The sequence below is a fragment of the Mycolicibacterium frederiksbergense genome (genome assembly GCF_012223425.1).
In the GTDB taxonomy this organism is placed as follows: domain Bacteria; phylum Actinomycetota; class Actinomycetes; order Mycobacteriales; family Mycobacteriaceae; genus Mycobacterium; species Mycobacterium frederiksbergense.
On sequence record NZ_CP038799.1, the window covers coordinates 760,080 to 782,462 of the forward strand.

24 protein-coding genes and 1 pseudogene are annotated in these 22,383 nt (G+C 61.1%); 4 read left to right on the forward strand and 21 right to left on the reverse strand.

What is annotated here, in order from left to right:
* Positions 1–46: 46 nt before the first annotated feature.
* The 3 genes from EXE63_RS06600 (at position 47) to EXE63_RS06610 (ending at position 3,052) form a co-directional block, all read left to right on the forward strand.
* Positions 47–796 (forward strand): IclR family transcriptional regulator, encoded by a 750-nt coding sequence (locus tag EXE63_RS06600; RefSeq protein ID WP_168141311.1) that lies wholly within the window; start codon positions 47–49, stop codon positions 794–796.
* 274 nt (positions 797–1,070) lie between these two features.
* Positions 1,071–2,048 (forward strand): dihydrodipicolinate synthase family protein, encoded by a 978-nt coding sequence (locus EXE63_RS06605; RefSeq protein ID WP_011559098.1) that lies wholly within the window; start codon positions 1,071–1,073, stop codon positions 2,046–2,048.
* Positions 2,048–3,052, forward strand: a complete 1,005-nt coding sequence (locus EXE63_RS06610; protein WP_011559097.1) for a ketopantoate reductase family protein — start codon at positions 2,048–2,050, stop codon at positions 3,050–3,052. Before EXE63_RS06605 ends, EXE63_RS06610 begins: the two co-directional genes overlap by 1 nt.
* Before the next feature lie 25 nt (positions 3,053–3,077).
* On the opposite strand, the gene EXE63_RS06615 is transcribed toward EXE63_RS06610, so the two are convergent.
* Positions 3,078–4,145 carry an AraC family transcriptional regulator gene (locus EXE63_RS06615; RefSeq protein WP_234904392.1) on the reverse strand — a complete coding sequence of 356 codons (1,068 nt, stop codon included), beginning with the start codon at positions 4,143–4,145 and terminating at the stop codon, positions 3,078–3,080.
* A 140-nt stretch (positions 4,146–4,285) separates the two neighbouring features.
* On the reverse strand, positions 4,286–4,522 hold the full coding sequence (locus EXE63_RS06620; RefSeq protein ID WP_141562749.1) for a hypothetical protein: 237 nt from the start codon (positions 4,520–4,522) through the stop codon (positions 4,286–4,288).
* A gap of 56 nt (positions 4,523–4,578) precedes the next feature.
* Between EXE63_RS06620 and EXE63_RS06625 the strand changes: the two are divergent.
* Positions 4,579–5,549 (forward strand): annotated as a pseudogene (locus EXE63_RS06625) (transposase).
* A 644-nt stretch (positions 5,550–6,193) separates the two neighbouring features.
* Here the strand turns inward: EXE63_RS06625 and EXE63_RS06630 are convergent.
* The 19 genes from EXE63_RS06630 to EXE63_RS06715 form a co-directional block, all read right to left on the reverse strand.
* Positions 6,194–6,454, reverse strand: a complete 261-nt coding sequence (locus EXE63_RS06630; RefSeq protein WP_168141313.1) for a hypothetical protein — start codon at positions 6,452–6,454, stop codon at positions 6,194–6,196.
* 251 nt (positions 6,455–6,705) lie between these two features.
* Positions 6,706–6,930 carry a ferredoxin gene (locus tag EXE63_RS06635; RefSeq protein WP_366515312.1) on the reverse strand — a complete coding sequence of 75 codons (225 nt, stop codon included), beginning with the start codon at positions 6,928–6,930 and terminating at the stop codon, positions 6,706–6,708.
* Between the two features lie 150 nt (positions 6,931–7,080).
* Positions 7,081–7,299, reverse strand: coding sequence for a hypothetical protein (locus tag EXE63_RS06640; protein WP_011559095.1), 219 nt, complete (start codon positions 7,297–7,299; stop codon positions 7,081–7,083).
* Between the two features lie 48 nt (positions 7,300–7,347).
* Positions 7,348–7,866 (reverse strand): aromatic-ring-hydroxylating dioxygenase subunit beta, encoded by a 519-nt coding sequence (locus EXE63_RS06645; protein WP_036348144.1) that lies wholly within the window; start codon positions 7,864–7,866, stop codon positions 7,348–7,350.
* Between the two features lie 64 nt (positions 7,867–7,930).
* Positions 7,931–9,316 carry a Rieske 2Fe-2S domain-containing protein gene (locus tag EXE63_RS06650; protein WP_168141315.1) on the reverse strand — a complete coding sequence of 462 codons (1,386 nt, stop codon included), beginning with the start codon at positions 9,314–9,316 and terminating at the stop codon, positions 7,931–7,933.
* Between the two features lie 72 nt (positions 9,317–9,388).
* Positions 9,389–10,279, reverse strand: a complete 891-nt coding sequence (locus tag EXE63_RS06655; protein WP_168141316.1) for a VOC family protein — start codon at positions 10,277–10,279, stop codon at positions 9,389–9,391.
* A gap of 12 nt (positions 10,280–10,291) precedes the next feature.
* On the reverse strand, positions 10,292–11,143 hold the full coding sequence (hcaB, locus tag EXE63_RS06660) for a 3-(cis-5,6-dihydroxycyclohexa-1,3-dien-1-yl)propanoate dehydrogenase (protein ID WP_122963548.1): 852 nt from the start codon (positions 11,141–11,143) through the stop codon (positions 10,292–10,294).
* A 236-nt stretch (positions 11,144–11,379) separates the two neighbouring features.
* Positions 11,380–12,159: a 3,4-dihydroxyphthalate decarboxylase gene (gene phtC, locus EXE63_RS06665; RefSeq protein WP_011559089.1), complete on the reverse strand. Its 780-nt coding sequence runs from the start codon at positions 12,157–12,159 to the stop codon at positions 11,380–11,382.
* A 523-nt stretch (positions 12,160–12,682) separates the two neighbouring features.
* Complete coding sequence (locus EXE63_RS06670; RefSeq protein ID WP_168141317.1) at positions 12,683–13,636, reverse strand: DODA-type extradiol aromatic ring-opening family dioxygenase; 954 nt, start codon at positions 13,634–13,636, stop codon at positions 12,683–12,685.
* Positions 13,637–13,655: 19 nt separating this feature from the next.
* Positions 13,656–14,885, reverse strand: a complete 1,230-nt coding sequence (locus tag EXE63_RS06675) for a Gfo/Idh/MocA family protein (protein ID WP_168141318.1) — start codon at positions 14,883–14,885, stop codon at positions 13,656–13,658.
* A 36-nt stretch (positions 14,886–14,921) separates the two neighbouring features.
* Positions 14,922–15,434, reverse strand: a complete 513-nt coding sequence (locus EXE63_RS06680) for an aromatic-ring-hydroxylating dioxygenase subunit beta (RefSeq protein ID WP_011559086.1) — start codon at positions 15,432–15,434, stop codon at positions 14,922–14,924.
* A 2-nt stretch (positions 15,435–15,436) separates the two neighbouring features.
* Positions 15,437–16,183, reverse strand: coding sequence for an RHO alpha subunit C-terminal catalytic domain-containing protein (locus tag EXE63_RS32830; RefSeq protein ID WP_234904393.1), 747 nt, complete (start codon positions 16,181–16,183; stop codon positions 15,437–15,439).
* A gap of 155 nt (positions 16,184–16,338) precedes the next feature.
* A complete protein-coding gene (locus tag EXE63_RS32835) occupies positions 16,339–16,752 on the reverse strand; it encodes an aromatic ring-hydroxylating oxygenase subunit alpha (protein WP_234904394.1) in 414 nt (137 codons plus the stop codon).
* Complete coding sequence (locus EXE63_RS06690; protein WP_011559084.1) at positions 16,752–17,651, reverse strand: alpha/beta fold hydrolase; 900 nt, start codon at positions 17,649–17,651, stop codon at positions 16,752–16,754. The genes EXE63_RS32835 and EXE63_RS06690 overlap by 1 nt, the downstream gene beginning before the upstream one ends.
* Before the next feature lie 451 nt (positions 17,652–18,102).
* Positions 18,103–18,621: a MarR family winged helix-turn-helix transcriptional regulator gene (locus tag EXE63_RS06695; protein ID WP_168145440.1), complete on the reverse strand. Its 519-nt coding sequence runs from the start codon at positions 18,619–18,621 to the stop codon at positions 18,103–18,105.
* A gap of 165 nt (positions 18,622–18,786) precedes the next feature.
* The gene (locus EXE63_RS06700; protein ID WP_168141319.1) at positions 18,787–19,665 is read right to left on the reverse strand and encodes an NAD(P)-dependent oxidoreductase; all 879 of its coding nucleotides are present in this window, start codon (positions 19,663–19,665) and stop codon (positions 18,787–18,789) included.
* A gap of 89 nt (positions 19,666–19,754) precedes the next feature.
* Positions 19,755–20,198: a cupin domain-containing protein gene (locus EXE63_RS06705; protein ID WP_011559081.1), complete on the reverse strand. Its 444-nt coding sequence runs from the start codon at positions 20,196–20,198 to the stop codon at positions 19,755–19,757.
* Positions 20,199–20,297: 99 nt separating this feature from the next.
* The gene (locus EXE63_RS06710; protein WP_011559080.1) at positions 20,298–20,852 is read right to left on the reverse strand and encodes a 3-phenylpropionate/cinnamic acid dioxygenase subunit beta; all 555 of its coding nucleotides are present in this window, start codon (positions 20,850–20,852) and stop codon (positions 20,298–20,300) included.
* Positions 20,849–22,264 (reverse strand): aromatic ring-hydroxylating oxygenase subunit alpha, encoded by a 1,416-nt coding sequence (locus EXE63_RS06715; protein ID WP_168141320.1) that lies wholly within the window; start codon positions 22,262–22,264, stop codon positions 20,849–20,851. Before EXE63_RS06715 ends, EXE63_RS06710 begins: the two co-directional genes overlap by 4 nt.
* Positions 22,265–22,383: the final 119 nt, after the last annotated feature.

Genomic DNA, 22,383 nt, shown 5'->3' on the forward strand with positions numbered 1-22,383 from the left:
GACTGGCGAACGGTAGAATTCCACTGAGCGGAAAGGCCATCCACAATTGGCAGGGAACACTTCGACGCCGGGAACCACTGTCACCTCGCGTTTGCTGAACATTCTCGGCGCCTTCGACGAGCAGCATTGCAGCCTGACGCTGTCCGAGTTGGCCCGCCGGGCCGGACTGCCGATTGCCACCACACACCGCCTTGCGGCCGAGTTGGTCGCCGGCTCGGCATTGCAGCGCCGCGCCGACGGTCAGTACGTGGTGGGCAGGCTGGTCTGGAACGCGGGATTGCTGGCGCCGGTGGAAGGCCAATTGCGCCAGGTGGCTGAACCGTTCTTGTATGACGTATACGCGGCGACCCTTGCCACCGTGCACCTGGCCGTGCGCGATGGCGACGAGGTGCTGTACCTGGAACGGATGATGGGCCGGACATCTGTCCCGATTGTCAGCGCCGTCGGCAGCAGGCTGCCGATGCACTGCACCGGCGTTGGCAAGGTGCTGCTGGCCCACGCGCCGGAGGACGTTAAAGACCGAGTGTTCGCCACCTTGACTCGCATCACGCCGTACACCATCGTGTCGCCGACCGTGCTGTCTTCGCAGATGCAGCGCATCCATCGTGAAGGAGTGGCCACCACGAGCGAGGAGATGTCGCTGGGTGCATGTTCGCTGGCGGTGCCGGTCATCCGCCAGACCGACGACGCCGTAGTCGCCGCGATCGCCGTGGTGGTACCGACGCTGAAGCGCGATCGTCAGCGGCTTCTCGGCGCCCTGCAGGTCGCCGCGCGCGGCATTGGGCGACTGCTATGACCCGTCAGGCGCCGTCGTAGCCGTCGCTCTGTGGGACAGAATCTCTCGAACGGGCAAGCTTTGGCGGCGGCCGCAACCTAGGTCGAAGTGCCACACGTTAGGCGCGAACCGGAGTCCGCGCAGCGCTTACTGGATAGACGCCAACGAGTCTCCCCGCCAATGATTTGCAGGAAGCTGGCGCACTCCGCAGCTTCGAATATTCAGCGAGGGAGGCGGTTCCGCCCACCCTCAAACCCTCAACAGCCAAACTATCGCTGAAGGAATTGCAAAGAACATGACCACCACGACACCGCTGGGATCCGACGCCAGGGCGTGGGCCGCCGAGAACCTTCGAGGCTTCTATATGTGTCCTGTCACGCCCCTTACCGACGAGTTCGAGCTGGACGAAGAGGGTCTGCGGCAGAATATCGACGCGTTTGTGGAGATGGGGTGCACCGGCCTCGTTGTCGGCGGGTTTTTCGCCGAGGGATGGAACATGACGCTGGCCGAATGGCAGCGTTACCACGAGGTAGTCGCCGGTGCCACCGCCGGCCGCCTGCCCTTGTTCACAATCATTCTCGACCATTCGGCCTACCAGGCGATCGAAAAAATGCGGTTCGTGGAGTCCCTGGGCTTCACCGGCGCCGAGATCATGAACCCATCGGTGCAGCTCAAGACCGACGACGACGTGGTCGACTACTTCGACTTCGTGGCGCCCGCCACCGGGCTGGCGCTTGTGCTCTACCGGACGCCGGTATCCGGTTTCGTGTATAGCCACGACGCCGTCGCTCGGATCGCCGAGCACGCCAACGTCGTCGGGATCAAGAATGGCACTTTGAGTTGGACCGACAGCATCGCCTTACGCCACCGCTTCGGGGACCATCTTGTGATCAGCGAGCCGAATGAGCGCTATTGGGCTCATGATGCTGCGCTCTTCGGGGGTCGGGTGCTTTACGGGGAGCTCTCCCTGATCCTCTACGGGAAACGGCGGCAGGAACTGCACCAATACACCGACCTTGCGTTTGCTGGTGAACTCGCGGGGGCGCTACCTGTGTCGGCGAAGGTGGACGCAATTCGCCAGGTGTACGAAGAGGTGCTCATCGGCCGCATCGCGGCAACGGGTTCCTACGTCGCGGCCATGCCCTATCTGAAGGCGTGGTTCGAACTGTTGGGGCTGCGTGCCGGCCCGGTGCGACCGCCCGTCAAAGCCCGGCTGTCTGCTCCGGAGCGGGAAGTCCTGCAGGAGAAACTGACGGCCGCCGAGGCCATCTGATGCGCGTCCTGATCCTGGGCGCTGGTGGGCTCGGATCTGTCTTGGGCGGATATTTGGCGAACATTGGCGTCGATGTCACCCTGGTCGGCAGGCCCGCGCACGCCGAGGCCATCACGCGCTACGGTCTCCGAATCACGGGCCGTCGGGGCGACCTGGTGATTACTGATAACTTGACCGCGGTCGACCAGACAGCCAAAGCCACGGGGCATTTCGATTACCTGGTGTTGGCGGTGAAGGGCAAAGATACCGCGCAGGCCCTGGCGGAGGCCGACGGGTTGCGTGATTGCGTGAGCAGCGCGTTGTCGGTGCAGAACACCGTCGAAAAGGATGCGACGCTCGCCGGGTGGCTTGGGCCCGACAGGGTGATCGGAGCCTCCACCATCGAGGGCGGCACCTTGCTCGAACCGGGGCTCGTCAGAAATCACCTTACAGCTGAGGTGACCGCTTACTTCGGCGAACTTGACGGGACATCTAGTGCGCGCGTCGACGACTTGACGGCTGCCTTCACCAACGCCGGCCTTCCTGCAAAGGCGGTAGGCAACATCGAGCAGGTCGAGTGGGAAAAGCTCGCCCAGATCGCGCTGGCGGCCGCGTGGTCGGTCACGGCGCTGGGCGCAATCCCTGACGCCTCGGTCTTCGAGGGCATGGAGGTGCGCGAGGGAGCGATGTACTTCGTCGCGCTGGCAAAGGACCTTCTTGGGGTCTACCGGGCGAAGGGCTACGAGCCGATGAACTTCTTCGCGCCTCTCTCCCGCCTGAAGGAACTCGATGCCCTTCCGACGGCCGACGCGATCGAGTTTGTCATCGGGCAAGGCAGAGTAATGCGCGAGAAGGGAAACCTGGGACACCCCTCGATGTACGAGGATGTTCTGCGACGACGTAAGACCGAGGTCGACTTCATGCTGGCGCCTTATCTCGCCGCCGCTCAAGAACTGGGCATGGATGTACCGACGCTGCGGGTCGCCTACCAGATCATCAAGACCGTCGACCGATTCCTGGCCTAGCAATGACGCGGTTCGAAGGCGATGTTCAGGTAGCGCGCAAGGTGTGTTGGGGAGTGACGCCGAACTTGCGCCGGTACTCCGCGCTGAAGCGGCCCAGATGACCAAAGCCCCACTTCATCGCTACGCGGGCAACAGTCACGGCACTCTCAGACGACGCCGCCAGTTCTGCATGCGCACGGATCAGCCGGACTTCGCGCAGATACGTGAGCGGAGGAAGCCCGACGTGCCGCTTGAAGCACTCTTGAAGAGCGCGGACACTGATACCAACCTCGCGAGCAAGATCGGTTGTCGTCCAACTCCGTTCGGGATGCTCCTCGATTAGGTCGAGAGCTGTCCTGAGTACTTTGGGCGGCGGCGCTGCGTGTTGGTCGGCGGCGAGCGCCATGGCCTGATAGTGAGGTTGGGCGAGTAGAAACCCATGCATGAGCAACTGTTCGAAATGTCGCCCGGTCATCGGATGTTGCACGATGCTCTCAGGGCGAGAGACCTCCCGATACAAGACCGATAGCAGCGCAAGCCACGCACGACTGCTGTCCGCCGTCAGGTCCATGCTATGCGCGATATTCAGCGGCCTAACCGCAGGTCGTCCAAGCAAGCCCTCGAGTTCGTATTCCAGATCCGTGCGGCTGAACTTCACGCACAGCTGACCACAATCGGCGGCCCACTTGATGCCGGCAGGACGGCCTGGGAGGAAAACCGCCGCCTGCGTGGGCGTCGCTTGGGCCGTGGCTGGGCCGCACCACGAATCGGCGTGGCTGGTGAGGGGAACGTTGATGTGGTAATCATCGAGCGCAGTCGAATTGACGAGCTCGACATCTGCACCGTACCGAAGATAGCCAACGGTCACAGCACCGATTCGTGCGGCGCTGAGCCGCGCATTCAAACGCTGGCCGCGACGGGAGTAGCGGAGACGGTGCGGTGTGAAAATTTCCGAAGCGAGGTGCTCGGCCGCGCTCAACTGTTCGGTGCATACGGTCTCGCGTCGGCTGAAGTACGATCCTGCCATCTTCGGTCCATTCGCCATTGGTAACAACTCACTTTCTCGCTGCGGTAACCGCAGTTCGCCGACAGAATCTGTCGCTCCGTCGAACACCAACGCGGAAGGTCTGGCCTCCGACTCAGGGTCCTGCGTCACCCGACCGCATGCTCTCGAAACATTCTAGTGGATGAAAACTCTGTTCAGCAGAGAATGATTCTTGTAGACGCAAGTCGTCCTTTCTCCAGGCAGCAGGGTCACTGGCTGCCGCGTGCATCGTCCACCTCGATGGTGTGCTGGCCGGCGACCGCCCCGACCCCGATATTGCTGTTGAAGGACGCTCTGGAGCTGTGTGAGCTTGCCGGCGTCAGCTCGACAGTTGTCGCGTGGCGTTGACTGGTGCGATCGCACCCCGGAGCAATGATCAATACCTGTGGATGAGCCTCGGCGTGGGGGCGTGAAAATAGGCGCACCTTCCCGAGGATGATCATCACGGAATCAGGTATTGGATCAAGACCGGCGTTGGCGCGCTGGTTGGGAAGGTACGCCCATGCTCACCGTAGTTCACGATGGCCAGGAGGCCAACGACGAAACCGGCGGACGCTCATTGCTCGACGAGATCGTTCGCGACGGCGCGCGGCAGATGTTGGCCGCGGCGTTGCAGGCCGAGGTCGCCGCCTACGTGGCCGCGTTCGCCGACCAACTCGATGAGGACGGCCGCCGACTGGTGGTGCGCAACGGCTACCACCAAGCCCGTGAGGTGCTCACCGCCGCCGGCGCGGTCGAGGTGAAAGCGCCGCGGGTCAACGACCGCCGGGTCGACCCCGACACGGGCGAGCGCAAGCGGTTCGCCTCGGCGATCCTGCCGGCCTGGGCGCGCAAGTCTCCGCAGATGAGCGAGGTGCTCCCGCTGCTGTACCTGCACGGGTTGTCGACCAGTGACTTCGGGCCGGCATTGGAGCAGTTCCTCGGCTCTGGTGCCGGGTTGTCGGCCACCACGATCACCCGGCTCACCACGCAGTGGCAGGACGAAGCCCGCACCTTCGCCGTCCGTGACCTCTCGGGCACCGACTACGTCTACCTGTGGGTCGACGGCATCCACCTCAAGGTCCGTCTGGACCAAGAGAAGCTGTGCCTGCTGGTCATGCTCGGCGTGCGTGCCGACGGCCGCAAGGAGCTCGTGGCGATCACCGACGGCTACCGGGAGTCGGCCGAGTCGTGGGCGAACATTGGATCCACCTGCGCACCACGAATCCGATCGAAAGCACCTTCGCCACAGTGCGTTTGAGGACCAAGGTCACCAAGGGGCCGGGATCGCGGGCTGCCGGACTGGCGATGGCCTACAAGCTCATCGACGCAGCCCAGGCGTGCTGGCGAGCTGTCAACGCCCCGCACCTGGTCGCCCTGGTCCGCGCCGGCGCAGTGTTCCACAAGGGCAGACTGCTCGAACGCCCCACCGACATCACCCCACCGACGCCGCCCTCAGACGGCGACGAACACGCCGGAACGGAGGTCGCCTGAAACACCCCGATCCACAGGTATTGACAATTCCTCCCGACCCCGGTGCGAGTGCCGTCCGGAGGGGATTCGCGCCTCTGGCGGGAACACATCCGATACCAGCTTGCGTGTGCAATAGCCTGCGCTCACAGATCCATGCCAGCGGAGATGGAGGAGCCAATCGGGCCTGAGGGGTCTGCATACCTTGAGTGCGGAATGTATTACACAGTGGGGCACTGAATAATCACAACGATTTTGCTTCTCGTCGCGCCTTCCGTTCGTGCAGGCCAGTGGGTTGAGCACTTCTGGCATCCATCCCATTCCTTGAAAGCTTGGAACCTTCTCGCGCTCTGAAGACATAGAGGGCGAGATCAAAATCGCTGGGAGGGAAGGAAAAATGATGGCTTCTTCTCAGACACTTCGCCACACTAGGCCATCTGGCGATGTTGCGCTAAACGCTCTGCCAAAGCTCGTGATGACCAAGCGTTGTGGTAGTCGATAGCAAAGATATCGACCCGACACCGCACGGCGCACAATCGCCTTAGTGTCACATCGAAGCGGAAGAGTTGGAGGTAAGTCAATATTCGCGAAAAAAGGAACGAAACAGGCCGTTTCGGTGATCATCACCGACACAGACCGGCAATTCGGTCTCTTAACTGCACGAGCTGTCACAGCTCCTCGACCTCGCCGTCGGACCAGATAACCGCTGTTCCGTAATCAGGGTGCCCGTAGATGTGAACCTTATACAGATGGTCTAGGTCATCCCACCAGACGCAAGACCCAGCGCCTACCATCCAGCGCTGCGCGACACGGCCATCAGAGAAGACGCACATTTCAAATTGCGCCTCGTCAGGCGGGTTGTAGTTGTCCTTCTCGAAGTCGTCCTTCACGTCTCTGGCGAGCCGCCGATAGACGACAGCCGTTCTCATAGGTCAACCTCTGACAATCCCATCACGTCGAGGAGTTATCGGCGGTCTTCTGGTGTGAGGCGATAGTGGCGACGGAAAACTTCTTGGCGTACTCCCTCGGCCTTCTTGATCGCCTCGTGCTCGTGAGAAGCAGAGACATAGTAGGCGGAAGGTCGCACCACGGAAGAGATCAGACGGTGCCGGGTGAGCGCCTGCGACAACGGCGGACGGTCGTTTGGGGGTGAACCTACCCGAGGAAGACGTTTCCGGTGTCATTGCGCGGATCCGGAAGCACGTACGGTGATCGCTGCCGACGGGCATTTGTGTGCTGCCGCGCGGGCGTTGACCTCTAGATCAGCGGGAATGTCGCGCACCAATATCTCCGCCTTCCCAGCCGCGTTGATAGCGAAGACACTGGGCGCGACGTCCACGCACAGCTGGTAGCCGCAGCACCGACGTGGATCGACTTCCGCATGGATCACTTGTCCACTCCTCACTTAAGTGCACCCCTCCACCGCGATGGATCGAGCGGAGGACCAAGGCACGCCGCCGCGCAGCACCTGCAGTTGTCATCACAGACGTCCTTTCACGATTGGGGAAAGGGCGTCAAGTAGGAAACGATCCCCTGCTCACTGACGTGCGCGAGGTCAATGGCCAGGACCGTACGGGTCCTCGAGAAACCGCGAAAGGCTTTCCTTGGTCTGCCATGACAGACTCTCAAGTTCCAACGGGTCGAGCTGAATTCGGAAGCCGAGGCGGGGGCTGGCAATCTCCAACCGCTCTCCATTGCGGGTAAAGATTTTGTCGACGGTGACGACGGCGAACTCGTTCGCGATGGTCGTCGCCGCACCGTGGTCGCCGGTCACGACTGTACCTTTCTAGGTTTTAAGTAATGCAAGCTCAACGTCGCCCCGTTAGAAGAAGTTAGCCAGATTGTGGGTGCCGACAACGGCATGATCAAGCACTACCCGTCGGCTCGCTAACCGCAGGCCCATCTCACTGCGGCGGATGACATCGTGGCGCTCCGCAGAGATGAGGTCGTGCTGCGGACTGTCCCCCCTGTTGCGGAACACGAGAAGGTTGGAGCGGACATCGTATTCGTCCGTCCCTGCGCCGGGGCGTACCCGCACATTCGACACGTGGTGTCGGATCCGTGAGGGCGGATCTTCTGCCCATGCGTATTCGGTGTCCAGACGTAGCACCCGCAGCTGCAAGCCTGCGTAGTCGTCATCCCAGTGGGTCATGGTCGTCGAATTTCCGTCGCCGTTGGCGCGTTCTCTGCTCACGCGCACCGGGATGATGTAGTGGATATCTTCGGCGCACAGTTCTAGCCAGTCGTGAAACCGGCCGTCGTTCAGCAGCTCCGCCTCTTCGAACAGAAAGTTCTCCATCTCGCAGCGGAGCAGAAGCTGTTGCTCGACCGTCGCTACCATGGCACACCATCCTTTATGACTTGGTTGATTGTGGTTGTGAGACAAGCAGGTGCCTGATGCCTCATCAGGCGACCTCGTCTGCATTGGTCCGAGATTGCGCGAGTAGTTGGGGTTTGGGCTCGGTTTCGCTGGCGTCATCGCCTGAGTCGGTGAGTAACTCCAACAGGCGACCCCAGAATTCGCGTTGGTTACGCTCCGCGTACCCGCTGGACAGGGGACGACCGGGCCCCCTCCACGTGTCGTCGCTGGTCAGCACACCCATGCCCATCTCGAAGTTGAGTGTCTGGCTGCCTGCGAGAATGCCTTGCGTTCCCGCAGTGATGGAGCGCCAAGTCTCGGCGTCGTCCTGTTCGAACACACCGGAGATGCCGAACGTTCGTACGTAGGTCTCATACGACTGCTGTTTGAACTCTTCGTCGGCATCCTTCTCGACGAGAAACCACGACCACACTTCCATCGTGTCGTGTGACAGTGGACGCCACAGCCGAAATGTCAACATCGGCACTGGCATTGACTTGTTGTCCCTACCGATGAGGACGTTGAGGAACGACAGGTTGGGAAAGACCGTGCCGTGAATGAAGGCCGAACGCTGAAGCATGTCTGCGCGGTCCTGATCGAGTCCATCGACGATCTCGGGTGGATAGTTCATAAAGGGCGGCATCGGTTGCCCGGGCGGCACCCCGAGGACGCCGAGGCCGTGACCGTTGGAGAGACCGATATGCGCCGGCTCCGATGCGAATTTCGGATCGGGCGGGGCCAGACCGAGCTCGACCGCCGATCGGTGCGTCATCAACGTGTGGTAGGCGTCCCCGACAAAGTTGTCCGCGCCGAGCTTCCAGTTGGAGTCGATGATCCAACGCTGGGGCTCACCCCGCACCTCCAGTCCACCCTTGGACTTCTGGGTGATCAGGTCCAGATACCACGCCATATCGCCCAAATAATCAACGAGAGGTTCTGCCTTCTCGTCCAGGCAACCGAATATCATTCCGCGGTAGTTCTCGAGGCGCGGAACCTGGGTAAGACTCCACTCGTTCTTGTCCATCTCGACCCCATAGACCTCTTTTTGTGCGGGTACACCCGCCAGAGTTCCGGTATTGCGGTAGGTCCAGCCGTGATAGGGGCAGCGGAAGTGCGAAGTGTTGCCCATCTCCGTGCGGCACAGCATTGTTCCGCGGTGCCGACACGAGTTCGCCATGGCGCGCACTTCGCCGTCTTCGCCGCGGACAACGATGATCGAACCGCCACCCAGATATCGGACCACGTAATCCCCTGCCTGGGGGATCTCCGTCTCGTGGGCCAGGAATTGCCAGCACCGGCCGAAGACTCGCTGAGCTTCGAGCTTGTGGAGTTCTGCGTTGGCGACCAGCCCGGCGGGCAGACGGCCCTTAGCAAGGCCTTCTTGGCCCGCCGCTACCAGTTGCTGAATGTCGTTCTTCCCGACAATAGACATGTACTTCTCCTACGTTTCTTGGATTGGGCTGCGTAATGTTCTCTTGGACAGATGTTTTCGTGATTGCGGCGTTCATGTTGTTGCGGCTTCGAGTGCGCCTGGTGGTGTTTGGGCGACCATCTGGTGGCCCCACACACTGGGCCGGTCGTACTGAGCGACTGTCCAGGTTTCCTCGTCGACGGTCACCGCATCCCAGCCGTACTCGATGTCAAACCCGCTCGGTGTGCGCACGTAAAACGACACCATCCGATCGTTGACATGGCGCCCCAACGTCATGCTCAGCGGAATGTTGCGCGACATGCACAGGTCATAAGCCATCCCCACGTCATCAAAACTTTGCACCTCGACCATCACGTGGTGCAGTCCCCGCACACCCGGCATCGGAGTCAACGCGATGCTGTGATGGCGCGGGTTGCAGTGGTAGAACCACAGATCCATGAAGGTGTAAATCTCATCGCTCTTCTTAAACCCCAACACCCCCCGCAAAAACCGGTCGGCCTGCGCAAGGTCCGGCGTCGCCAGCACCACATGACCCAACCCCTGCGCACCGGTGACGAACCCCGATATCGCACGACCGGGCCGGAAGGAACGCGGCACCACCTTCTGACCGTAAAACAACTCATGACGCAACCCCGAAGGATCCGACAGCGTCAAAAAGCCCAACACCCCGCGGGCTGCGCAGTCCTCCTCGGTTCCCACCTCAAACCCAATGCCCCGCTTGTGCAGCAACTCCCCGGCAGCCTCAAGCGCATCCTCGCTGCCCACATCCCAGCCCGCATACAGCATCCGGTTGCGGTCCCCGTGATGAACGGCGATCCGGTGATCCGCGTCGTCGATCCGCAACAGGACCGACCCACTGGACGCCTCAACCGCCTCCATCCCCAAAACCTCCGGACCGAACGCCAACCACTCCTTCGCATCCGGAGACTCCACACCCACATAACCCAACGCTTTCACCAACATGTGTAAAACCTCCTATGTTGACCCGACGTCGATGCGCATCGCGCCGGTGGCAAGTTCCAGCCCTCCGGACGGCTGGTTGAGGCCCCGCACGCCCAAGCCGCCGTCGCTGTTGATGACGACGCCGGTCACCGCTCGCGAGTTGTCTGCAGACGCGAGTAGCAGATACAGGCCGGCGTGATCGGCGGGCTGCTGCGCGTACTGCAATGGGTTTGTAGTACTCATAATGTCGGCGATGCCGGGCACCGATGACAACACGTCCTGACCCTGGCCGAGGTCCTCGATTCCACGCAGGCCCGTTACCGTGCCGCCTGGAGCGACGCCATTCACCCTGATCTTCGGCGCCAACTCGTAGGCCAGTTCACGCACTACGCCAACGACTGCGTGCTTGGAAGCGGTGTACAGCGGGCCGCCACCGGAGGCATAGAAGCCAGAGTTGGAGACGGTGAAGATCATGCTCGGGCCATCGCTTTTGAGGAGTTCAGGAACGGCGGCCCTGGCACCAAGGAGGTAGCCCTTTACATTGACCGCGAAGATCTCATCGAAGGCGCTGCTGAGGTCGGCTCCGTCGAAACCCACCAAAGGGGCAAAGTAATCGAAGATCCCAGCGTTGCCGACGAAGACGTCGAGCTTTCCGAACGCATCGACCGTTTCGCGCACCGCCATGACGTTGTCTGCATACGACGTCACGTCACCTGTTACCGCGATGAGCCTGCCGTCGGCGTTGCCGATGGTAGCCAGGTCGCCTTCCGAGCGATCCAGGACGCCCACGCATGCGCCCTCGGCCAAGAAACGCTCGACCACGGCCAAACCGATTCCGGCTGCCCCGCCGGTCACCAGGGCGACTTGCCCGGTCAACCAACTCAAAACTATCGTCCCTCCGGTGATGCGCAATGCTCTTGTTGCTCTGCATCTGCCCACCAGTGTCCTCGCCGCTGAATGGGGGGTCTATCCGCGCAGCGCTGTCGAAGCTCCGATTCACGCGGGTCTCGATGCTCGGGCTAGGAGAGTGCGGGGGATGTCTACGCCAATGGTCCGATGGGATCGGAAGCCGCGTCCCAGACCACCCGCGGCAATGGACATGAGCGCGTGCCCGGATGTGCCTATGAGGACCTTTTCTCCGATGGGTGACACGACAAACCATGGGTTTCGAGGCGCGCCAACTCGTGACGCCACGCGATGGTCTCGTTGAAAGCGTTACCGAGATCAGGCAGCTCTGCTGCATCAGCGTCGGGCAAATCAGCCAGAGTGCCACCCGCAGAAGCGATCTGGAGCGACAAACGCGAGATCGTGTCGACGCTGATGGCCTGTAGTACGGCCCGCTCGACGGTGTCCGCAGCACTGGTGAGGCCGTGGGCACGGAGAACGACCACCGGCCGGTCTGCCATAGCAGCAACCATTTCCTGGGCTAGTTGCCGATTGCGCACCAATACGCCTCGCCGATAGACCGGCACGCCAGCCGCGGCGAGCCGAAAACCGGGTATGTCAAACGCTCCGACGATCGGTCGGACAGCCAGACCGGCGAGATCGGCGGCGACTACCGCCTCGGGGTGCGCATGAACCACAGCATTGACATCGCGGCGGGTGCGGAGCACTTCGGTGTGCAGTGGCAACTCGTTCGGCGGCTGGTAACCATCGTCGAGTTCTCCTTTGCCGCCCGCTGTACCGTCCAACGTGACCATCCGGATGTCCTCTGCGCTGGTGAACGCGAGCCCTCGCTCGCGCGGACCACGACATCGGATCAGCAGTCGATCTCGGTCGACGCGCAGGCTGATGTGGCCGAGGATGCCTGGCGCCAAGTCGCGCGCCGCCAGGACGCGACAGGCCAGCGCGATGGCGTGTCGTTCAGTGTCTAGCCCTGCACCCGAAGGAGTGGAGCTCATCGCCAACTCGGGGTTTCGGTGTCGACGCCGTCCTTGACGACGACAGCGAAGTCCGCGGATGCCTTACCCAAACTGCGATGGGTGGTGCTGGCAGCGCAGATGGCCATCCGGTTCGCCTCCTTAACCGTTCCTATAGGGCTTGGGCTGTTGAGGCCCCGAAGCAGAAGGCATCGTTAACCACGAGCCATCACTTCCACGCAGTTAGGCGCTACACCCAATAGCCTTACTGTATAACAGAAATCTACTCTGTAAAACAGAGACTCTGGTTTCGGTGTGGGTCTATTGTCCGCGCAGGCGGCGCAACAACGACATTGGGACACATACCCTTTCGCGAGCGGCGTCTCGGCGGCCCACGGTTCTGCCGGTTGACTGGGCCAGAGGGTGGGCAGACATGCCCTCGTCCCAGGGTCACAGCCGACGACGTCTTCCGTCGACCGTGGGGGTTCTCAGTGCAAACGTCGAGTAGATCTGCGGATAACCCACACCCGCAGAATCAAATTTCGCGTGCCTCACCTTCGACGCGCTAAACAGTGACTTCGCAGTTCGTCCAGGCGACGGCCATTCCCATCAGGGCGCGGGGAATGGGCTCATAGACGCTGGCCCATGGCGTGTTGCCGCCGACTGCGCCGACAGCACATATCCACGATCTCAGCTCGATGTTGCCAGAGTTGAGCAGGTCTTCGCTGGTCAGTTTGCTCAGCTCGTAGCCGTTTCCGGTAGCGAGGCACTTCAGGGTGCGGCGATCGAATTCGTCGTCGATTGAACCGTGAACGCGCGGCCCATCGTAGGCAGCCCACGGATAGCCGGCAGTGAAGTGTGAAAGTCCACCGGACGCGTAAAGACCTATCCTCTCGTCTGCAGGGCGGCGTGACCGCACGGCGTCGGCAATCGCGCGGCCGAGCGCGAAGCACCGTTTAGGCGACAACGACGGCACGTGAACGGCATTGAGGAATACCAACACCACTGGGATTTGGTGGTCTCCAAGGATATTGGCCACAATCTCGCCATGGGCGTGTGAGTGCAAGGTGGTCTCACGGAAATCGACAACGGTGGCGACGTCGAACCCCGCCTCGACGGTGTGCTCACTCAAGTCCTTACTGAGCTCGGGCGAACTTTTCCAAAACCGCGCCTCTGGCAAGAAGCGGTCAGACACTGTGAACCCATCTCCTGTGTGGATGGCTATCTGGGGCAGTGCCGAACCGTCGAAGTTTTCGTTCTGGTCATCACCGACGATGATCAGGCAATCCAGTCGGTCTTGTCTGATGCTGTCACGCAGCCTTTGAAGCCCGTTCTCGATGTGCGCGTAACGCGCCGCAGCGTCGTCGAATGGTTCTTCGTCTTTCCTCAGGCGAGGTGGGGTCTTACCACGTCGCAATGTGTAGCTTTGCCTGTTCTTTATGCGGAAGCCTTCCCACCTGGGAGGCGGGATGAAAGTGAAGGCATGCGACGACGCGTAACCCGCTACAATCTCACCCACGATTTCTCCTCATCTGAAGTCACAGCGATACCTGGTGGGAGAGAACGACTTCGCGATCTTCGTAGGCCGACTGCAGGATGGCGAAACATACTTCTAGCGTCGCGCGCCCCCAGCGACCGTCGTGCTGAACAGGGCGGTCCTCAGTGATCGCCCGGTGTAGTTCAGCCAACTCTGCGGCCCTGCCCCGCATGGTGCGCGCGACCGGTATTTCCTGCAATCCGTTTTGCCCGTACACCACCAGCCCGTCGGGCGACTGCCTGATCGCGCCGCGTTCGCAGGACACCACGGTCAGGCCGAAGTAGGGGTGGTGGATGATCTCTCCGGGGGCGGAGTAACCCCACAGCTCCTGTGACTCTTCGGTCGTCGTCGCAGCACCGTAGCGGCCCTGTTCCTTCTGAGCTTCCAATGCGACTTCAAGGTGGTCAGGGTTCTGACTGAGCGCAGCGAAGTTATTGGCTACTCGCTGGTTGGCTTGGGGGCTGCGGCGGCCGCCGTCTTCTGCCACCCACGAGTGCAACTCCGCGACGTCGAAGAAAGCTCGCGCGTCATAGACGAGCGTGGCGGAAGCTCCTGATTCGAATCCGAGATGACAGGTGTATCCCCCGACGCATTCCCGGACGTCGTCCCATATTGTCGACGCACGCACTGTTCTGGCCAAACCGCCGACTATTTGCCGCACGATATCGACCTGGTGGGGCCCCTGGTTGAGCACTGGCCCGCTGGTCGAGCGCAATTCCGAAGTCGGCCACGGTCGCCGGTTGAAGTCGTTGAAATTCCAGGTGTTGACCATGAGCAACTCGCCGAGTTCGCCACTGGCTACAAGTTCGGCCATCGCTCGCACCGGCGCGTCAAAGCTGTGTGTGTGGCCGGCCATCAGCTGCACGCCCGCTGCCTGGGCCGCCTCGACCATTGCAGTGCAATCGTCGATCGACATGGCCAACGGCTTTTCGACGATCATGTGTTTTCCGTGACGTGCGGCCATTAGCGCATGCTCCCGATGCAGCTCGGGAGGGGTGGCGATGTAGACGACGTCCACGCTTGGATCGGCACACAGTTGCTCTGCGTTCGTGTAGGTCTGGCCGGAGAACTCGGTGGCGAAGCGGGCGAGCGAGTGTGATCGGGTATCGGCTGCCGCCACAACCCGATACGGCAGCGTCGACATGTCTGGGTACTGCTGGAAGATTCGGGCGACTGCCTGACCGATTCCGAGAAATCCTAGGCCGAGCTCGCGTGACGCGACATCTGTCATGTGCGACCTATCTGAGAGCTAGTGAACGACTGGGCATTAGAAGAAGATCGAAATCGCTCGTGGAAGAACGCTATGAGCCAGGGTGATGTCCCGGGCGGCCAGCAGCAGGCCCGAGTCTTCGTCTCGGCGTAGAACGTCTTGTCGTTTGCCGATGAAGAAGCTCTCGTGGCGTTCGTGGCGTACGAGAAACACCATGACGCTGGATCGGACGCTCAGCTCTTGATCGGATACATCGGTGACCAGGATGTCGCTGACTAAGCGCTGAGTGATCGTGCGTGGAGTTTCCCCGGGGGCGAGCCCAGTAGCCAGCCGGGCAATTCTCAGCTTCAGCGATTCGTAGTCGTCGTTGAACAACAGAAACGGCGGTAGGCCGTCATCATCGTCGACCGGATGCGTGCTGGACTCTGGGAATGGCATCGTGTATCTGACATCCGGCGCCAATAAGCCCAGCCACTCGTCCAGCCGCCCATCATCGAGAAGCATGGTCTCCCGCGCATAGAATTCGTTTATTCGCAGCCGCAGTTCCACGTCCAACTGGCTGGTCTCCATGGCTAGGCCGGCTCCGTCATAGTTCGGTGCCAGTGCCGATAGAACTCGCGCTGGTAGGCTTCGCTGATCTGCGGCCTGACATTGCCGGGTAACTCCGCAACCAGCGACTCCATTGGTTCGACGTCCTCGCCGAGTGAGTAGTTGAACGGCACATCCCGGGCGACTCCGGTGTCAAGGGCGTCAGACAATCGTTCGAAGTTTTCGTGATCATCGGGCGTCACGAGACCGGCCGCCGATTGCCGCTGACTCAAGACGAAGACCATGCGTTCCTTGACAGCACGGGGCGCGGAGCTTTCCACCAAACACCACTCCCAAACCTCGGTCAACCGCGGTCCCCGAGGCTGCCACATGATGAATCCCCGACCGTAAAAAGCCGTGCCCATGCCAATCATGCTGAAGTTTGGGAAGATATTGGCTACGTGAAAGCTGTAGGGCTGCACGGGGGATGTCGCCAACCGCTCGTCTTGCAGGCGCTGCCGCTCGGTTAGCCAGTCGACTGCTTCGGTACCCAGCGTTTCGGCTTGGGCGAGATCGTCCTGATAGAAATTCTTACCGACTGCCAGTTGCAGCAACCCATGGGGCGCGCAGCCGTCGAGAACCACGCTGTAGTGCTGCCCCTCGTCTATCGAAAAGTTGATGCGGGCAGTCTGCCCAGCTTTCGACAGTGCGGAAACCGATCCGTGAGTGGCAGCGAAGTGATACTGGTCGCCGCCGAAGTTCTCGGCCAACAACTTCCAGTTGACGGGCATGAGGTAGCGGTGCAGGCCGGGAACGACCTGCAGGCCGTTGGGGTCACAGTCGAGTAGAAAGTTGTCGAGGTACCACAGCAGGCCCTCCCCCAGATATTCTTCCAGCGGCGGCGCCGACTGATCCCAGCAAGCAAAGATAAGTCCTTTGTAGGTAGCTACCCGGGGGAGACGAGGCCCATGCTGGCCTTATCGAACTGCGGCCCGTAGGCGCTCTCGGCTAGCGGAACACTGCGCAGCCGTCCGGCAGTGTCGTAACTCCAGCCGTGATAGCTGCAGTGAAAGATGTTCGCGTTGCCCTTGTCGAACTGACAGACTTTATTGCCCCGGTGCCGACATTTGTTCAGCAGCACACGAACACGAGATTCCTTGTCCCGGCATACGATCACGGCGTCGTCGGCCATATAGGTTGTGCGGAAGTCACCGGGCTTGGGGATCATGGACTCGTGGCCGACGAATAGCCACGACCGCTTGAAGATGGAGTCGAGTTCCCGCTGGTACACCGCCTCGTCGTAGAAGGCCGAGGAGTCTATCGGCAGCGCCGAGCCGGTTTTGGAACCGATTGTCTCCATCAACGTTGCCCTCGGGACTCGCGATCACCTTGAAGATAATTGGTGAGGATTTGGTTGAACTCTTCCGGCCGTTCCCACTGCGGCCAATGGCCACAATCCTCCATCAATGCGAATTCAGCGCCGGGAATTAGCTCGGCTGCCCGCCGTCCGAATTCCACCGTCGCCGAGGGATTGTGACTCGTCCACAGCACGAGCGTGGGCCTGGTCAAGCTGGTCAATCGCTCAGCCGTGAGATTGTCCTCAGCAGTCGCCGCTGAGGGCGGCGCCGTCGCGTTCGTCAGTGCCGACCGCGATTCTTCGCTCTGGTAAAGTGCCCACCGCAGCGCCACCAGTTCATCGGTCAGGTCGCGGTCAGGGTGGTGGAAAAGCCAGGCCATCCTCTCCCGCACATTCGCCGGACTCGGGTCAGCCAGGAATTGCCGGGTGACCCGGGCAAGCTCTGCGCGCCCGGCAGCGGTGCGAGCCTCGGCATCGGCGCCGACCTCTAGCGTCAACCGCGCGCCGCACACGTAGATCAATCGGTCGACACGGTCGGGATGTTCCAACGCAGTCCACGCCGCGATCCAACCTCCTAACGACTCGCCCACCAGGTGGGCTCGGTCGATGCCTTCCTGGTCCATGTATCCGAGTAGGTGACTGACATAGTCCTTACGCTTCGGGGCGACCTCACAACCACTGGTGAGACCGTGACCCAACAGGTCCAGCGCATGCACTCGGAAATGACGCGACAGCGCCGTCACGTTGCGGGCGAAGGCTTCGGCGTGACCGCCTCCCCCGTGCATGAGAATGAGGTCCGGACCTTCCCCTGCCTGAATTGTCCTGGTTCGGACGCCGTCGACATCTACGAAGCGTGTTTCCGCTCCAAGCAAGCTCACACAAATTGAAGCGTCTTTGAGCAACCTTCGACGTCCCCTCAGCTAGTACAGTACCCAGTTTTTATCATACTTCCCGAATATCTGCAAGGTAGAAATTTAGGCTTCTGTGTAAATGGGACTCTCGAAGGGGAGACGATGCCCACGTCACGCGGGCGCAGCGGTGCGGCTGCCGACGCAAACTGTCGACCATCACATCGACACAGTTCTTCGCTGCGGTCGTGCAGCGTCGTATCAATAATTCTTCTGTGCCGCAATGTCATTCGCACCTCGCGACAAACCCTGAGCGCCACGCGGACTGCCACGTTTCACCAAGGTCGGACGCAACCTAGCCGACGAGCGAACGTTCTTCTCGGGAGTACTCACTACCTGAGTGCACCCGATAGACCCCTCAGTTGGAGCCGTGGATGCCATGCGAGGACCGGTGAGTGGACGTCAGCACCGTAGCGGCGTCGACCGTCCTATACCCGGGGACCGATCAGGAGGTGCGCTGGCCGCTCGGGTAGTTCTCCAAGCAATCTATTAGTTCGTTCAGTCGTGCAAGCAGCTGCTGCCTGTGTCGCGGGTTGATACCGGCAAAGAGTCTCTGCAGAAAGTCGTAATGACCGGGCAGAAACTCGGTCATGAACTGATCGCCCTTCTTCGATATCGCGACCACAACCGAGCGCCGATCGCGGGGATTCACCTTGCGTGTGACAAAACCTGCCTTGGTCAGCGTGTCCACCACGCTCGTCAGGCTGGCTTGGCGTACGGAAATAGAATCGGCCAGTGCGCCCATCGTCATCGGCCCGTCGGCGCGCTTCAGGACGGTCAGAACGTTGAACTGGCTCATCGAGAGGTCTACCGGCGTCAACTCATCGACGGCGACCCGACCGAAGGCGGTCACAGCACGGTAGAGCGCAAGCGGGACCGCCAACGAAGAGGGGTCGTGATCGGGTCCGGCTTCGCGGGTCTTGGCCGCGACCTGTTCGGCCATCGTCAACTTCTCGGTACTCATGAAGTCCCTTGCAACGTTGATCAGCGGTTCGGCAGACATCTCCACCGGGTGGTGATCATACCGGCAAATGGTCGGTGGTCTTTCTTTCCGCTCACCGATATTCGGCCCGTTTACAATTCAGTTAGCTATACAGCGTGACGGGGGTCGCACTCAAGACGTAGGGGTTCACTTCGGAGGCATCGACCGGATTCGTTGAAGAAGTTCTGTGCTTTCGGGGTAGGCACGGTCGCGAAACTCCGAGGCCGCAACACTTTGGAAGAAGTCCACGACGGGCTCAAGCGTCCTGCTGCGGATACCGGCGTTCGTCGCCATTCGTTCCGCGAGCGCGGAGTCTTTCGTAATGGTGCTAGCGGGGGCGCGGTTTCTAACTGACTCGGTGTCGTGGCGGAAGTACGCCGCCGCCGTGGTGAGACCCGAGTCCCCCCCGCTGCACTCCGCGATCGCGTCGGCTACGTCGCCGGCATTCAATCCCATCGCCTCAGCGATTAAGAGGGCTTCCGCCGAAGCGAGGTACCAGCTGTACTTGATGTGCTGGTTGAGAAGCTTGGTGGCATATCCCGCACCTCGATGGCCGCAGTACACCAAGGTGCGCGAGACGGCGGCGAGGACATCGGCATCAGGGCCGAGCACCCCGCTTGGGCCTCCGACCAGAACGGTCATGTTCGGCGCCTTTCGGCTGACGGGGCAATCGACAAAACGCCTCCCAGCCGCGTCGTAGGCCTGACCGATGATTGCTGCGACCTCGGGATTACAGGTCGACATATCCAGCAGGGCGGCCCCGTCGGCAAGGCCGGCCAGGACACCTCGCTCCGACCCGAGCGCCACCTCCAGCACCTGACTCGGCCCCGGGAGGAACGTCAAAACGACATCACATGCGCCGGCCAACTCACGCGCGTCCGCAGCAGCCTCGGCGCCTAGCTCGACAATTGGGCGTAATACGTCGGGCCGAATGTCGAAACAGACTACGTAATGGTCCGTCGCAAGAAGTGACGCCGCCAGCGCGGAACCCATGCCGCCCAAGCCGATCACGCCGACCCGCCTCATGACACCGACCACCGAATGTCAGGCCGTAAACCGACTACCGACACCGTCGGCGAATGCCGGCATCTGCGGCATGGTGGCTCAACATACGGCTATCCCAGCGCCGGATCGGCGAATCGGACACTGTTTCGCTTGGCCGCCTCAATGAGGGCCTTCACGTCACCCGGGCCGTTCGACGTTTCGTCCACGTCTGAGAAGAAATCCAGCGCGCCGCCCGGGCAAGACGAAGTCGTGATCCACCGGGCGCCGTCAGAGAGAACGCGATAGGCGTGCACGACGCCAGCCGGCACTCGAATCGCCTCACCCACCTGCAGGGTCGCTTCTTCGCCGCCGCGGCTTACCCACAGTTCGCCCTCCAGCACGACATAGCTTTCATCCCAGGGATGTTGGTGCGGCGGTGGGCCAGATGATTGCGGAGCGCGGACATCGAACATCTGGTACCCGTCGCCGACGAGAAGCGGGCGCATTTCCTCTGTCATCACACGCAGGGCGGTCACGTCATCGGCACGCCGCTTCGGTTGGAGCGAAGTAGACAATCCAGCTGCCCCCTCATCGGTCGCGGCCCATCGAATATGTTTAGAGAAGACTATATTTTGCCGTGCTGAAGGTCAAGGGTTCAAGGACATGGTCCGGCTTCATAGAATGATCGACAGGTTTTTAGCGAGTAAGACCGTTTGGTCGAGGAGTAGCCGGCGACGGCACAGTTGCCAGTCACCGGCGACGCGGCGCAACCGGTCCTTGCGCCGGCCGACCAGCAAATCAGTCTCATCGGCGACCCGGTTTCGATACACCAGGAACCGGCAACTCACATCGACTTCCGCGCCGTCTACTCCTTCAATACGCACGTTGGTAACCAGGTGTGACACTCGCGAGACGGGTTCTTCGGCCCAGTGCAGTCCAGTCATCAGCTGCTCCACCCGCAAAGCGACGGTCTCCTTTTTCTCGTCGAACCAGCAGATGTCGTGACCTTCCTGAGTCTGCTCCAGCTGCGCGAGGTCGTCGTAGGCGACGTTCGCCCGCAGTGGAACGGAGTACTCGTAGTCGTCGGTGAGCAGACCGAGCCATTCGGAGTAACGTCGTTCGTCGAGCAGGTCGGCTTCCCGATAGAGGAAATCGGCGATTTCGGCCTGAAGCAGCAACTTCTCTACCGCATCCTGCCTCGTGGAAATTTCACCGCCCGTTGCACTCACGACCGTGCGGCTCTCTCGTCGGATTTGGCAAGTTCGATGAGTTGAGGCCACGAGAGGTTGTCCACGAACTCGGCCCATCGCCGGTAAAAGGCGCGAGCATTCACCTCACCGGCGATGGGCTGGTGAGAATGCACAGCCTGGTCGAGCGCACTGGGAGTTTCCATATCGAGACCCTGCTGATAGTTGTACGGATACCGCCGGGCTATCACGCCCTGGCTAGCCTGCGTCGCGTAATTCCAGTTCTCCATATCGTCTTGCTCCGTCATCCCTCCAGGACCCGAGTAGCGCATGTAATAGCGGCGCAACCAGTCACGCACATCATCGGGTGCACCCTTGTCGACGAGATACCACCGCCACACCTCGGTTTCGGTCGGGCTGATCGGATGTGAGACCAGAATCGTCCGCGGAAAACCGGCCGAAAACGACATATTGGGGAACATCGTCGCCGGGCCACGTCCGCCGAGCAGTCTGCCCTGCGCCTGCAGTCGCTCCTTGCGGACCGCCCACGCCTGGGAGAAGTACTCACTCAAGGCCGGTTCTTCGGCGAACTCAGGATAGGGAATCTCATACGCCAGATTGTCCGACGCGCCATGGCCCATCCGAAACGACGTCTTCACACGGCCCTTCGAAAAACCACCCTGATCCTGTCGTTCACCGTGACGCCGTGAATTTCTGCCACCCGGCCCGATGCCCACCTGTTCAACCGAGGCATGGGTCGTCGCCCCGTGATAGGTATCGCCCAAGAAATTCTCTGAGACGAATTTCCAATTTGATTTGATGCGCCACTTCTGCACCCCACGGAACACCTCGGTACCACCTTCCGTACCATCGAAAGCATCAGCCAGGTTATCCAGCCAATAGTGAAAGTCGCCGACGTACTCATCGAACTCCGGGGCGGCGGGATCCCAGCACGCGAAGATCAAGCCTTTGAAATTGTGCACCTTGGCAGCCCTGACAAGTCCCCAGGCCGCTTTGTCAAGGCCGTTGCCGTAGGCCATGCCCTGCTGCGGCACACCGTGCAAATCCCCCGGGGTGGACACCAGCGAACCGTCCATCGAGTACGACCAGCCATGATAGGGACAGGTGAACTGGAGCGCGCGACCCTCGTCGTAGCGACACACCGCCATACCCCGATGTCGGCACGAATTGAGCAAGACATTCACACCACCCTGAGCGTCACGGGTCAACAACACCGGATCCGAGCCCATCCTCGACGAGAAGAACTGGCCCGGCGCAGACACCTGCGTGGCATGACCCACAAACAACCAGCTCCGCGGAAACAAATACTCCAACTCACGGTTGAAAATCGAAGCATCGGTGAAGATTTCGCGACTGATCTCCCCGCGATCGACATCGACGAGACTACGAGCGGTTTGATCTGAACCGCCTGAAGTACTCATTTTTAACGTCATCGGTACCTTTCCCTTGCTGTAATGCCCGAATCACCCCGAGACAGCCGTAACTCAAATCACCACAAACCGTCACCGCGTCTGCCGGGCACCGATCTCACGCGTCGAAGTGGAAGTGGAGC

Bases quoted from the DNA above. Each gene is read 5' to 3' on its own strand.
- EXE63_RS06605 (WP_011559098.1), top strand. From the start codon at position 1,071: ATGACCACCACGACACCGCTGGGATCCGACGCCAGGGCGTGGGCCGCC.
- EXE63_RS06655 (WP_168141316.1), bottom strand. From the start codon at position 10,279: ATGTTGGTGAAAGCGTTGGGTTATGTGGGTGTGGAGTCTCCGGATGCG.
- phtC (WP_011559089.1), bottom strand. From the start codon at position 12,159: ATGAGCTCCACTCCTTCGGGTGCAGGGCTAGACACTGAACGACACGCC.
- EXE63_RS06715 (WP_168141320.1), bottom strand. From the start codon at position 22,264: ATGACGTTAAAAATGAGTACTTCAGGCGGTTCAGATCAAACCGCTCGT.
- EXE63_RS06675 (WP_168141318.1), bottom strand. From the start codon at position 14,885: ATGACAGATGTCGCGTCACGCGAGCTCGGCCTAGGATTTCTCGGAATC.
- EXE63_RS06680 (WP_011559086.1), bottom strand. From the start codon at position 15,434: ATGGAGACCAGCCAGTTGGACGTGGAACTGCGGCTGCGAATAAACGAA.
- EXE63_RS32830 (WP_234904393.1), bottom strand. From the start codon at position 16,183: ATGCCCGTCAACTGGAAGTTGTTGGCCGAGAACTTCGGCGGCGACCAG.
- EXE63_RS06630 (WP_168141313.1), bottom strand. From the start codon at position 6,454: ATGAGAACGGCTGTCGTCTATCGGCGGCTCGCCAGAGACGTGAAGGAC.
- EXE63_RS06650 (WP_168141315.1), bottom strand. From the start codon at position 9,316: ATGTCTATTGTCGGGAAGAACGACATTCAGCAACTGGTAGCGGCGGGC.
- EXE63_RS06610 (WP_011559097.1), top strand. From the start codon at position 2,048: ATGCGCGTCCTGATCCTGGGCGCTGGTGGGCTCGGATCTGTCTTGGGC.
- EXE63_RS06645 (WP_036348144.1), bottom strand. From the start codon at position 7,866: ATGGTAGCGACGGTCGAGCAACAGCTTCTGCTCCGCTGCGAGATGGAG.
- EXE63_RS32835 (WP_234904394.1), bottom strand. From the start codon at position 16,752: ATGGAGACAATCGGTTCCAAAACCGGCTCGGCGCTGCCGATAGACTCC.
- EXE63_RS06700 (WP_168141319.1), bottom strand. From the start codon at position 19,665: ATGAGGCGGGTCGGCGTGATCGGCTTGGGCGGCATGGGTTCCGCGCTG.
- EXE63_RS06695 (WP_168145440.1), bottom strand. From the start codon at position 18,621: ATGAGTACCGAGAAGTTGACGATGGCCGAACAGGTCGCGGCCAAGACC.